Origin of the sequence: Micromonospora sp. DT227, assembly GCF_049841835.1 — a bacterium.
In the GTDB taxonomy this organism is placed as follows: Bacteria; Actinomycetota; Actinomycetes; order Mycobacteriales; family Micromonosporaceae; genus Micromonospora.
Genome location: NZ_JBNCLA010000014.1, coordinates 62,606 through 75,348, shown reverse-complemented (window position 1 = coordinate 75,348; position 12,743 = coordinate 62,606). Strand labels below are relative to the sequence as shown.

8 protein-coding genes and 1 pseudogene are annotated in these 12,743 nt (G+C 73.2%); 4 read left to right on the top strand and 5 right to left on the bottom strand.

What is annotated here, in order from left to right; all coding sequences use genetic code 11:
- Positions 1 to 131: 131 nt before the first annotated feature.
- Positions 132 to 611, top strand: a pseudogene (locus ACLQ2W_RS31400) (nitroreductase family protein); the annotation flags it as partial.
- On the opposite strand, the gene ACLQ2W_RS31395 reads toward ACLQ2W_RS31400, so the two are convergent.
- The 3 genes from ACLQ2W_RS31395 to ACLQ2W_RS31385 form a co-directional block, all read right to left on the bottom strand.
- Positions 595 to 2,139 (bottom strand): NAD(P)-binding domain-containing protein, encoded by a 1,545-nt coding sequence (locus tag ACLQ2W_RS31395; protein WP_425791204.1) that lies wholly within the window; start codon positions 2,137 to 2,139, stop codon positions 595 to 597. The pseudogene ACLQ2W_RS31400 and the gene ACLQ2W_RS31395 sit on opposite strands and share 17 nt — an antisense overlap.
- Before the next feature lie 86 nt (positions 2,140 to 2,225).
- Positions 2,226 to 3,251 (bottom strand): cupin-like domain-containing protein, encoded by a 1,026-nt coding sequence (locus ACLQ2W_RS31390; RefSeq protein WP_425791202.1) that lies wholly within the window; start codon positions 3,249 to 3,251, stop codon positions 2,226 to 2,228.
- Positions 3,248 to 3,409, bottom strand: coding sequence for a hypothetical protein (locus ACLQ2W_RS31385; RefSeq protein WP_425791200.1), 162 nt, complete (start codon positions 3,407 to 3,409; stop codon positions 3,248 to 3,250). The genes ACLQ2W_RS31390 and ACLQ2W_RS31385 overlap by 4 nt, the downstream gene beginning before the upstream one ends.
- Before the next feature lie 206 nt (positions 3,410 to 3,615).
- Between ACLQ2W_RS31385 and ACLQ2W_RS31380 the strand changes: the two genes are divergently transcribed.
- From ACLQ2W_RS31380 to ACLQ2W_RS31370, 3 genes are all read left to right on the top strand, one after another.
- Entirely contained in the window at positions 3,616 to 6,765 is a 3,150-nt protein-coding gene (locus ACLQ2W_RS31380; protein ID WP_425791198.1) for a hypothetical protein, read from the top strand.
- Between the two features lie 101 nt (positions 6,766 to 6,866).
- A complete protein-coding gene (locus ACLQ2W_RS31375) occupies positions 6,867 to 8,819 on the top strand; it encodes a histidine kinase (RefSeq protein WP_425791196.1) in 1,953 nt (650 codons plus the stop codon).
- Entirely contained in the window at positions 8,816 to 9,499 is a 684-nt protein-coding gene (locus tag ACLQ2W_RS31370; RefSeq protein WP_405090109.1) for a response regulator, read from the top strand. The genes ACLQ2W_RS31375 and ACLQ2W_RS31370 overlap by 4 nt, the downstream gene beginning before the upstream one ends.
- A 49-nt stretch (positions 9,500 to 9,548) precedes the next feature.
- On the opposite strand, the gene ACLQ2W_RS31365 is transcribed toward ACLQ2W_RS31370, so the two are convergent.
- A complete protein-coding gene (locus ACLQ2W_RS31365) occupies positions 9,549 to 11,507 on the bottom strand; it encodes a bifunctional aldolase/short-chain dehydrogenase (RefSeq protein WP_425791194.1) in 1,959 nt (652 codons plus the stop codon).
- Between the two features lie 28 nt (positions 11,508 to 11,535).
- Positions 11,536 to 12,546 carry an S-methyl-5-thioribose-1-phosphate isomerase gene (mtnA, locus tag ACLQ2W_RS31360; protein WP_425791192.1) on the bottom strand — a complete coding sequence of 337 codons (1,011 nt, stop codon included), beginning with the start codon at positions 12,544 to 12,546 and terminating at the stop codon, positions 11,536 to 11,538.
- Positions 12,547 to 12,743: the final 197 nt, after the last annotated feature.

The window sequence follows — 12,743 nt, the reverse complement described above, 5'->3', positions numbered from 1 at the left end:
GCGGGGGGGGGGGGGGGGGGGGGGGGGGGGGGGGGGGGGGGGGGGGGGGGGGGGGGGGGGGGGGGGGGGGGGGGGGGGGCGGGGGGGGGGGGGGGGGGGGGGGGGGGGGGGGGGGCGCCCCCCCCCCCCCCGCGCCCAGTGGCGCCAACGTCCAGCCGTGGCGCTTCGTCGTCCTGACGGATCCGGTCCGCAAGCGCCGGCTGCGCGAGGCCGCCGAGGCCGAGGAGCGGGCGTTCTACGACCGCCGCGCCTCGCCGGAGTGGCTGGCGGCGATCGCCGGGATCGGCACCGACTGGCGCAAGCCGTTCCTGGAGACCGCACCGGTCGTCATCGTCGTGTTCGAGGTCCATCAGGGACCGAACAGCCCGAAGCCGTACTACGTCAAGGAGTCCGTCGGCATGGCGGTCGGTGTGCTGATCACCGCGCTGCACCACGCCGGCCTGGCCACCCTGACCCACACGCCCAGCCCGATGCGGTTCCTCAACGAGGTGTGCGAGCGTCCGCCGGAGGAGCGTCCGTACGTGGTGATGCCCGTCGGGTACCCCACCCCGGACGCCCGCGTCCCCGACCTGACCCGCAAGCCGCTCGACGAGGTCATGATCTGTCGGTGAGGTCCTCGGTCAGGAAGTCGACAAGCGGCTCGACGTGTCGGTCCGGGCGTCGCCACTCGGCCAGCAGGTCCTCCAGCAGATGCTGCTCGGCGAGCAGTTCGGCGCCGCGGTAGCGGCGGATCACCGGGTGGATGAAGGCGCTCTCCCGGGCCCGGTCGGGCGTCGGGTGCCGGTCGATGGCGAAGACGTCGCCGTAGTCGTCGCGGCCCCACCGCAGCGCCAGCGTGTACCAGTGCGTGGCGGTCCCGAAGCGTTCGACGGCGTAGTCCTCCGGTAGGTCCTCGTAGTGGTGGAAGTCGCCGGTCACGTCGTCGCGGACGAAGACGTCGCAGAGGTACTCGAACTGCGTCCACAGCGCCGAGGACCAGTTGACCCGGTCGAGCATCAGCTTGGTCAGCGACGCGGGGTCCGCCGGCGTCGTCGCGTACGGCAGCGGCACGTCGTCGTACCGCTCCCGCAGCATCCGGGTGAACGTCCGGAGGTTGTACCGGAATCCGTCGATGAACGGCGAGGACGCGTGTTTGACGTCCCGGTCCTGGCCGATGGTGCCGGCGAAGTACAGGCCGTCGACGTTGCGCGACTGCCAGTCCGGGCGCAACCCGGGCATCCGACCGTCGCGCACCATCTCGGGACGACACGACTCGTCGAACATCGACGTGTCCATCCGGAAACCGGTGCACCTGAGCACGGTGTGGTAGTCCAGCTCGGCGGTCTCCCCCTGGGCGTGGGTGTACGTGATCGACACCCGGAACCGCCCGTCGACGGGCCGGATCTCGTCGATCGTGCAGTCCAGCACCGAGTGCAGCGTCTTGAACTGGTAGCTGTCCAGGATCGCGCCGTACTGGCCCCGGACGTCGCCCGGATGCTTGGTGTTCCACGCCAGTCGCAGCGGCTGCCGGCTGGCGAGGTGCACCATCGAGGCCCGGCCGAGGATCGCCGACGCGGTCTCGAAGGCGGAGTTGCCCTTGCCGATGATCAGCACGCGTTGGCCGTCGTACGCGGTGGGATCGACGACCATGTCCTCGTACCCGATGGCGTGTTCGATCCCCTTGATGGCCGGCACGAACGGCCGGCCCCAGCCGGTCGCGACGATCAGGCAGCCCGCGCGCACGTCGCCCCGGTCGGTGCGCACGGTGAAGCCGTCGTCGGTCCGGGTGATCCGTTCGGCCGTCGTGCCGTAGCGGACGTTGAGCTGGTGCACCCGCTGGAACTCGGCGAGGTAGCGCACCAGGTCGTCGGCCGCCGGCAGGTACTCCTCGCTGAACCGCGGGAAGAGCAGGTCCGGCTCGTCGTTGAGCAGTGAGTTCCAGTCCCAGCGCAGGCGGATCTCGGGGTCGGTGCTGTCGGTGTGCACCTTGTTCAGGGAGATGAGCCGACGGTGCCGCGGGAACCGTCGGAAGAACCCGCCGGGGGCGTCGCCCCGCTCCAGCGTCAGGTAGTCGGCGCCCTGCCGCTGGAGGTAGTAGCTCAGTTGCAGGCCGGCCGGCCCCGCCCCGACGATCACGTACCGGTGTTCGCTGCTGACCATGCCGCGCCCTTCGACGGAGAGGTGATTCCATCGACCATGGAATGTGGAGCGAGGCGTGTCAATGCCGGACGGGTCCCGCGTCCGCCTCACCGGTCGGCGCGGCCGGCGCCGAGGGCCGCGGGCGGGGTGGCCATCCGATGGTTCTGGCCGGGAACCCGGAAGTGGTGGAACGTGACGGTGGCGCTGAGGTCGAGCGCGTTCACCCAGTGCCACCAGCCGACGGGAATGAGCAGCATCTGGCCCGGTTCGAGGATGGTCTCCAGCACGGTGGCCTCGGCGTAGCGGGGATGCCGGTCCAGGTCGGGCCGGGCCGCGTCCACCGCGCTGAACGTCCCGCCGCGCGGATGGACCAGGTGCCGCTGGTACGACGGGACCAGCCGGACGTGCTTGCGGCCGAGCACCTGGCAGAGCAGCACGGTGCTGTTGTCGACGTGCAGCGGGGTCACCGTGCCGGCGGGGCCGAGCAACAGGTGTCCCCCGCCGGCGGGATCGACGAGATGGCTCGGTGGCCGCACGTCCTCGGCGAGCGCCCGCAGCGGGCCGGTCCAGTTCTCGTTACGGGGCACCATGTAGTAGTCGTTGGTGCGCGTGCCGGAGCCCAGCAGCGTCAGGTAGTCCCGGAACGGCATGGTGGTGCGGTGCCGGTCGTACTGCCAGGCGTGGTCGGGGTTGGCCTCCCGGCCGGTCATCACCTCGACCACGGCGTCCGGGCACCGGCGGGCCATCACGTCCAGCGTCCAGTTCCGCGCCGGCCAGTCGGCCATCAGGCCGTCGAGGACGACCGGACGGTTGGCGTAGTAGTAGCGGCCGAAGAACTCCGCCGCGGTGAGGTCGCTGCGCCGTTCCAGCTCACGACCGCCGTCGTCGTCGCGCAGCACCCGGTAGGTGTCGAGCACCGACTCCATCCAGTCGTAACGCAGCGCGAGCCGTCGGCAGACGGCGAAGTACGGGTGCGCCTCCAGGGCCGCCAGTTCCGCGTCGACGGCGTCCGGATCCGCGCCCGCGGCGACGGCCGCCGCCCGGGCCTGCCCGGCGGCGACCCCCATCGCCAGGTTCTCGGCGAGCCACTCCCGCCAGGCGGGAAGCAGGCCCGGCGCGGCGGCCACGGTCACCTGACGACCGCCAGACGCACCGGCGCCGGCGGTACGGTCTCGTCCGCGCCGGCCACGGTCGGCGGCGGGGTGAGCCGGGGCGCCCGGGTGTACTCGGAGCAGTTGACGTAGGAACCCTTGACGTGGGCCGGGATGTGGTCCGGCGTGGTGTCGGTCATGCCGGGTAGTCAATCGCCGCGCTGTCCCGGCCACCAGGGACGCCGGTCCCGGCCGACCCGGGACGACGACACCTGCCCGGACGGTGGAGGTCCCGCGTCCCGTCCGGATGGGACATCCACACCTGGCCGACGGGACACCCCCGGACGCAGGCTGCGCTGCGCGTCCCGCCGACCCGGCGGGCGCACAGTGATCCGGAGGATTCCCAGTGGGTGTGATGCTATGGGCTCCCCGCCGCCGACGGCGGTGGCGGGCGCTGGTGGCCGCGGTCGTGGCGGCGGTGGTGGTGATGTCGCCGACGCCGGCCGTGGCGGCGGAGGACCCGGTCGACTTCCAGGCCGCGAAGTTCCACGACGGCGTGTTCGCCGCCTACCTGCGGGCGCACAACGGTGGCGTCGCGGGCCTGAAGAACCTGGTGCTCACCGCCGAGCTGCTGGACTGGCGGGGGCACCACCCCGGCGCGTCCCGCGACGACGTGGTGCGGCACCTGGTCGCCACGCGGCAGGCGGTCAACGCGGCGGGCATCTCCGACACCACCGCCCGTACCACGTACGCCACCATGATCAAGGTGATCGACGCGCTGTCCGGCATCCCCGGGGTCAGCATCGGCGCGCCGATGGTCAAGGGGCTGCTGGACGCCACCGTCGGCGGCACGATCACCGCCTCGGCCGAGGTCGAGGACGCGGTGACCAGCGCCTACCAGAACTACCGGTGGATGGACGCGCTCTACGCGCAGCAGGAACGCGCGTGGGGCCAGCTCACCCGGGCGGCGGCCCAGGACGCGGACCTCGCGGCGGCCTGGGACGGGGAGATCGGCGCGCAGCTCAACGTGCGCGCCACCGCGACCACCGAGCAACTGCTCGCCGACCCGCTGCTCGCCTCCTTCGTCAACACCGAGGCGATCCTGGAGCACCTGGGCAACGAGCAGGCCTACCTGGCGGCGCTGCGCGCGCAGCTGAGCGGGGCACTGGACCAGGTCGCCGCGCAGAACTCGCAGATCATCGACAAGCTGGCCGCCGCGGACCTGAAGTATCCGGTCGGTCCCGGCCCGAAGCCGACGCCGCAGGACTACACGGCCGCGCTGGCCGAGGCCGCCAGCCGGCAGGTGGCGATCGACGCCGCCGACTCCGCGGTGACGATCCTGGCCACCCTCGCCGGGTTCGCCGACGCGAAGGCCGGCAAGGACGTGCTGGCGATCGGCAAGGCCGCGGTCGGCATCGCCACCGCGATCAACAAGTACCTGCCGACGGTGGCCGGGCTCAGCCTCAGCGACGCCATCGGGTCGCTGAGCACGGTGGTGCTCACCGGCAACGTGCTGGGCGCGGTGATGACGCTTCTGCCGCTCTTCATGGGTTCCGGCCCGAGCGAGCACGAGCTGGTGATGCAGGAGATCGGCAAGCTGCGCGAGCAGGTCGGCGAGCTGCGTACCGAGATGCACGAACGGTTCGACCGGGTGGAGGCGATGCTCTCGGCGATCTACGACGACGTCATGTCGGTCCTGCTGAAGATGCGCGACGACATCAACGTCGTGATGCGCGACATCGAGGCGATCAAGCACCAGATCTACGGCCTGGAGACCAAGGTCGACCAGCTCAGCCTCTCGATGCAGGAGGCGCTGAAGAAGAGCGCGCTCGCCGACGCCGAGTACGTCATCAACACCTTCGTCGGGTACAAGGCGCGCACGGGGCGTCCCCTCTCGGTGGCCCAGTACGACGAGACGGAGGGCCGGCTGTTCACCGCCGCCACCTCCACGGCCGCGGGCGCGCCCTTCGTCCTCACGCCGGCCGAGTGGTCGCAGTCCACGATCGAGCCGGTGAAGATGCTCGACGAGAAGACCCCCTACGGCGCCATCGACTACCTGTCCTACCTGGCCCGGAAGTGGGATCCGGGGTATCCGGCCACGGTGAAGACCCCGCACGCCGGGGTCTGGACGATGTCGACCCGGCCGTTCACCGCGCTGGCGTTGGAGAATCCGACGCTGGCCGGCGACATGATCGGCGACGACTCCTTCGCCGCCCGGATCGGCCGCTCCGGCCAGCAGATCCTGGACGCCGGCAGCCGGTTCAGCCGGCCCAGCGCGGACGGGCACCGCAACGCGTTGTTCACCGGCCTGGTGGAGAACTACAAGGGCGCGGTCAACGCCCAGTCCGCCGAGCTGCGCAAGCTGCGCGACGAGGCCACCGGCGGCGGCTACAACCCGTGGTACGGCCCGGACCAGGCGCCCCCGACGCGGCTGACCAACACCCGCTCGTACTGGACCGCCGCCAAGGAGCACAACTACAACGCGGACGCCAAGATGTCGAGCTGCGACCCGGCGCATCAGCTGCCTCGGGTACGCATCCCGGCCAACGTGAACCTCGGCGACCTGCCGAACGCGTTCCAGCTGCTCAGCCACGGCACGAACAGGCAGTTCGAGCCGCACTTCCAGATCTGTTACGACGCGGAGCTCGTCAACCACACGACCACCACCGGGCCGCGCGCCGAGATCACCAAGGCCGACCTCCAGTTGACCGTGCACGCGCAGATGAGCGTCAACCAGGGCGGCTTCTGGATGGACGTGCGGACCTGGCGTAACACCAAGAGCGCCGGCATCGTCTGCTCGTGGAGCACCCGGGACAACCCGCCCACCGGCTACTGCTACGACGAGGTCTACTACATGACCTACAACGACGAATCGGTGCACCTGCCGGCCTTCGAGACGGGTGCGCGCTCGGCCGACAACCCGGAGCGGCTGACCATCGCCCGTACGCTGGGCAACCGGATGTTGTGGGGCAAGCAGAAGCGCTACTACCAGTTGGTCAACCAGAGGTTCGGCGACCCGACCTCGGAGCTCCGCAAGGCCGGCAACAAGGTCACCGAGGCGTTCCGGCTGCTTCAGGCGTACACCAAGCTCGGCTTCCCGGTGGCGTTAGACTCCGACGCCTCGCTCAGCGGTTATCTGCTCGGCGGGAACCTGCTGCCGAGCGACTACCGCCACCCGGGCGCGCCGGTCGGGCGGGAGCTGCCGGACACGCACATCGGTCGGGCGTACGAGGTCGCCGAGGCCGACTACGCGCCCTGCACCCAGACGACGCCGGGGGACCCGTGCCCGGAGTCGATCTCCGAGATCGACCCCCGGGTCGGGCAGGCGCCCATCTTCAACACGGCGTGCTCGGGCGCGGACAGCCCGAACTCGCCCAACGAATACCTGGGCAACTGCATCCACGCGGTCGCCATCGAACGGGCGGGTGAGCTGGCGGCGGTCTACGAGACGTACTCGCAGCGTCTCGCCGCGAACGTCTACCGGGAGCGGTTGCCCGACGTCGCCACCGTGGTCGACCAGCTGAAGGTCAGCGGCAAGGCCGTCGCGCAGAGCTGAATCCCCGGACGACGGGCCGGTCGCCACGACCGGCCCGTCGTCCGGCTCACGCCGTTTCGGTGGTCCCGCCGACGGCACCGGACTGACACAGTGGACCCGACATGTCGAACGCACCCGGGACGCGGCGGTGGGCCGCGTGGACCGTCCTCGCCCTCACCGCCCTGCTCAGCCTCGGCGCGGTCGCCGCCTGGTCCGTGGCGACTCCCCCGTTCACCGCCACCGGGCTCTACTCCCTCGTCGACCTGCTCGACGGCCTCGTCTACGGGGCGGTGGCCTGGTTGATCCTCAGCCGGCAACGCACCGGCAGCCGGCTGCCCGGCGTGATCGCCTGCGCGGCGGCGCTGGGCAGCGCGCTGTCCGCGTGCGTCGCCCAGTGGCAGCTCGCCGTCGGCGGACCACCGCTGCTGGCCGTCCTGCACCACGTGGCCTGGGTGCCCGGCCTCTACGCACTCGTCGTGGTCATGCCCTGGTTGCTGCCTGACCGGCCACTCGGCCGTCTCGACCGACTCGCCGCCGCCACCGGTCTCGGCTACGTGGCGTTGACGACGGCCGTGCTCGCCACCGCGCCACCGCCGCTGGGGGCGCTCCCGCTACCGCCCGAGCTGCGCGCGGTTCGGGCCGCGCTGCTGCGCCCGCTGGCGCCGGTCCTGCCGTGGGCGCTTGTCGGTCTCGGCCTGCTGGCCTGCGCCGGGTTGGCATGGCGGTGGCGACGCGGTCCGGCACCGCAGCGCCACGGCCTCGGCTGGGCGACCGCCGGCAGCGCGCTGCTCACCCTCAGCTTCTCCGCCTCCCTCCTGCCACCGATTGTCCCGTCGACCGTGCCCGCGCTGCTGATGCTCGCCTCGCAGGCGTTCTTCCCGGCCGCGGTGGCGGTGGTGGTGCTACGCCAGCAGTTGTGGGGGCTGCGGGTGGCCGTGCGCCGCACCCTGGTCTGGTATCTGATGACCGCCGTGGTGATCGCCGGCTACTGTGCCGCGGTGGCCCTGCTCGACCGGTTGCTGCCGCGTGCCCTGCCGCTGCCACAGCTCGTCGTGACCGCCGCGCTCGCGGCGGCCTTCCAGCCGATCCGCCAAGCGGTGCAGCGACGCGTGGACCGGCTCGTGCACGGCGAGGCACCCGAACCGCTGCTGCACCGGGTGGTGCACAGCGTCGGCACCACCACCGACATCGGCGCGACCATCGCCGCCGCGCTGCGGCTGGCCGAGGTACGCATCACCGAGCACGGCCCACCACCCCCACCCCACGACCACGGCCCCCCGGTCGCCGTGCCGCTGACCAGCGGCGACCGACTGGTCGGCCACCTGCACGCCTGGCCGAGGCCCGGGGAGCTGCTCGACGGCCGGACCCGTGAGTCGCTCGCCGTTCTCGCGCCGGTGGTCGCCGCCGTGGTGGACCTCGCCGGCACCAACCGGGACCTGGCCCGGTCGCGGCAACGGCTGGCGGAGGTACGCGACGAGGAACGCCGGTCCCTGCGCCGGGACCTGCACGACGGCCTCGGCCCGGCGCTGAGCGGCATCGGGTTGGGGCTGGCCGCCACCCGCAACCTGCTGCGCCGCGACCCGGACCGGGCGGAGGACCTGCTGGACCGGTTGACCGACGAGCTGACCGCACGCGCGGCGGAGGTCCGGGAACTGGCCCACGGTCTGCTGCCCCCGGTGCTCGCCGACGGCGGCCTGGGCCCCGCCCTGGACCTGCTCCGCGACCAGTACGCGCGGGCCGGTCTCCACGTCGTGGTGCACGGACCGGCCGCCCTGGACCCGCTGCCGGAGCTGATCGCCACCGCCGCCTACGGCGTCACCGCCGAAGCGATCCGTAACGTACAGCGGCACGCCGGCGTGGACCGGTGCACCGTCTCGCTGGACCGGCTGCCCGACCTGTTACGCGTCACCGTCACCGACGACGGTCGGGGCGTGCCGGCCGGGCCCACCAACCACGGGGTCGGCCTGCATGCCATGCGGGAGCGGGCACAGGCGGTGGGTGCGACCCTGACCGTGGGACCGGCCGGGGCCCGCGGCACCACCGTCTGCCTGACGATCCCCCTGGAGCGGCCGTGAGCGACAACCCGATCCGCGTCGTCGTGGTGGACGACCACCCGGTCTTCCGACTCGGCATGAGCGCGTTGCTCGACACTCTGGTCGGCATCGAGTGCGTCGGGGAGGCCGCCGACGCCGCCGACGCTCGCACCCTCGTCGCCCGGGTACGCCCCGACGTGGTGCTGATGGACCTGCACCTCGGCCAGGGCTCCGGGATCGAGGCGACCCGCCTGCTGCGCCGTGACCACCCGGCGGTCCGGGTCCTGGTGGTGAGCATGCTCAACGACGACGCCTCACTGGTCGCCGCGCTGCGCGCCGGAGCGCGCGGCTACGTGCTGAAGGGCGCGTCGGCCGCCGACGTGGAGCGCGGCATCCGGGGCGTGGCGGGCGGCGACCTGATCCTCGGCGCGCCGCTCGCCGACCGGGCGGGCGCGCTGCTCGGCGCCCGTGCCGACGCCCCGTTCCCGCAGCTCACCGACCGGGAACGCGAGATCCTGGTGCTGCTCGCCCGGGGCCTGGCGAACCCGATGATCGCGCACCGGCTCGGGCTGAGCGCCAAGACCGTGCGGAACAACGTCTCGGCGATCCTGGTCAAGCTGCACCTGGGCAGCCGGGCCGAAGCCATCGCCCTGGCCCGTGACCACGGGCTGGGCGCGCCGGGCCCCGCGGAGGCGCCACCGGTCGACGGCCGACGCGCCTGACCTCCCGGCACACCGTCCCTCGGCAGACGGCCGACTGACGGTCGGTCCGTCAGATCACCCGCTCGTTCCCGCCGTCCACGCTGATCTGCGCCCCGGTGGTGGCCGCGAACGTCTCCCCGCAGAGGGTGGCGGCCAGCTCCCCCACCCGGGCGCTGGTGATCTCGGCGCCGAGCAGGTTCCGTCGCTTGTACTCCGCCACGGTCAGCCCGTAGTGCCGGGCCCGGGCGTCGAGCACCTCCGGGCTCCACAGCCCGGTGTCGAAGACCGCGTCGGGGTGCAACACGTTCACCCGGATGCCGTCGCCCGCCCATTCCAGCGCCGCCACCCGCGCCACCTGTGTCACCGCCGCCTTCGAGGCGGAGTAGGCGACCGCGCCGGGGCCGGGGGCGAGGGCGTTGCGGGAGGCGATCACCACCACCCGGCCGCCGCGGGGCGCGAGCGCGAGCAGCGGGTGGGCCCGGCCGAACAGGTGGGCCACGGACTCCGCGTTGACCGCCATGGTGCGCTGCCACCCGGCCGGGTCCAGGTCGGCGATCGCCCGGCTCGGCGGGAAGATCCCGGCCGCCGCGACGACGATGTCCACCCCGCCGAAGCGGTCGACGGCGGCGTCCAGGGCGGCGTCCACGGCCGCGGCGTCGGTGACGTCGACGGTCAGGCCGAGGCGGGCCGGCCCGTCGGACGCGCCGACCGACGGGTCCCGGTCCAGGGCCACCACGCAGGCTCCGCGCGCCAGCAGCGCCTCGGCGCAGGCCCGGCCGATGCCGGAGGCCGCCCCGGTCACCACCGCCACCTCGCCGGCGAACTCCGGCGTCGGTCCGCCCCGCCGCAGCTTCGCCTGCTCCAGCTCCCAGTACTCCACGTCGAAGATGTCCTCCGCCGGCAGCGCCCGGTAGCCGCTGACCGCCTCGGCGGCCTCGATCACGTCGACCGTGTGCCGGTAGATGTCCCGGGCCATCAGCGTCTCGGCCGCCGACCGGCCGGTGGTGAGCATCCCCAGCTCCGGGTCGAGGATCACCCGTGGCGCCGGGTCGAGCATGGTCAGCGTGGTGCGGGCCCGGGAGCGGTGCTGCTCGACGTACCGGCGGTAGGCGTCGGCGTAGCCGGCCGGGTCGGTGCCGACCAGCGGGATCCGCTTGGTGCGCAGCACGTGGTCCGGGGTGACCGGGCCCCGGGTGGCGACCGACGCCAGGTCGGGCCGGTCCAGGAAGGCCCGCACGGCCGGGTCCTCGTGGCGGCTGAGCAGCATCGGGGCGTCGGCCGTGGTGGAGACGTCCCGGCGCAGCCGGGCCAGCCGGACCCGGTCCACCGGCCGGGGCGGGACCGGCGTGACCGGGGGTCGGGGCAGACCGACCCGCTCCTCCGCCCGGCTGATCAGGTCGATGTGCCGGCGGTACGCCTCCTCGGCGTCCGCGCCGAAGGTGAAGAGCCCGTGGTGCAGCAGCACCATGCCGACCGTCCCGGCGTGCGCGTGGGCCGGGTAGAGGTCCGCGCAGCGCCGGGCCAGGTCGAACCCCGGCATCACGTACGGCACCACGACGACGCTGTCGCCGTAGAGTTCCTCGACCAGCCGCGCGCCGTCCGGCTGGTTGGTGAGGGCGAGCAGCGCGTCGGCGTGGCTGTGCAGCACGACCGGGTGCGGCAGCAGCGCGTGCAGCAGCGTCTCCACGCTCGGGTCCGGCGCCCGCGCGTCGAGCCGGGCACAGCGCAACTCGTTCATCATGTCGCTGTCGCCGAGGCGCTCCAGCCGCAGCAGCGCCCGCAGCCGCTCCAGCCGCAGCGCGGTGAACCCGGACGAGTCCATCGTCGCCAGGTCGGAGCCGCTGCCCTTGACGTGCAGCACCGCCACCGGCTCCCCGGTGAGGTCGGTGACCGTCGTCTTGACCGAGGTGTTCCCCCCGCCGTGCAGCACGAGGCCGGTGTCGGCCCCGAGCAGCCGGGACGCGTACACGAGTCGCGCGATCGGGGCGGAGCCGTCCGGGGCGTCGGCGGCGGACCAGCGGTTACGCATCGGGGTGTGCACTCCTCGGGTCGGTGGGTCAGCTCCGGCCGATGGGGTCGTCGGGGCGACCGCCGGCGGCCGGCAGGATGACCCGGCGCTCGGTGACGATGGCGGTGACCAGGTCCGCCGGGGTCACGTCGAAGGCGTAGTTGAGCGTGCCGGTGCCCTTCGGGGCCAGCGCCACCGTCCCCAGGACGGTGATCTCCTCGGGGTCGCGGACCTCGATGTGCACGTCCCGGCCGGACGGCGTGGCGAGGTCCACGGTGGACTCCGGGGCGGCGACCACCATCGGCACCCCGGCCCGGGCCGCCGCCAGCGCCAGCGGGTACGTGCCCACCTTGTTGATCACGTCGCCGTTGGCGGTGATCCGGTCCGCGCCCACCACCACCGCGTCGACCCGGCCCTGGGCGAGCACCGACGCGGCGGCCGAGTCCACCACCAGGGTGTGCGCCGCGCCCATCTGGGCCAGCTCCCACACGGTCAGCCGGGCGCCCTGGAGCAGCGGGCGGGTCTCCGAGGCGTACACGTGGGTGAGCGCGCCGTGCTCCTGGAGGGACCGGACGACCCCGAGGGCGGTGCCCCACTCGACGGTGGCCAGCGCGCCGGCGTTGCAGTGCGTCTGCACGGCCACCTGCGGTCCGACGGTGTCGACCAACCAGCGGGCGCCGCGTTCGCTGAGTTCCCGGCAGCAGCGGACGTCCTCCGCCAGCACGGTCAGGGCCTCGGCGAGGGCCGCCTCGGCGCCCTCGGCGTCGAGGCGGGCGCGGACCCGGTCGACGCCCCAGGCGAGGTTGACCGCGGTGGGGCGGGCGGCGCGGAGCGCGTCGACGGCCTGGCGCAGCTCGGTCGGGTCCGGGTGTCGTCGGGCGGCGAGCGCCACGCCGAGCGCTCCGGCGACGCCGATCGCGGGCGCGCCCCGGATCGCCAGGGACCGGATCGCGGCGATCAGGTCCTCGACGGTGTCGATCTCCAGGAACTCGACCTCGTGCGGCAGCCGGGTCTGGTCGATCGCGACGATCCGGTCGTCCCGCCAGTCGATGGTCCGCATCCGTACCCCTCACCGCCCGGGTTGCCGATCATACGTCGAACACAGCAGGAGAGTTCCCCACGAATCGAGAGCTGTCAACAGTTCGTGCCGGACCCCGCACGGAGCGATGTTCCCGCCGGCCCGCGATCGCGACCTCCCCCGCGGCCCCGGCCGGGGCACCCGGTCGGACAGCTTTGCGGAAATGGTTCCCGCCCCGG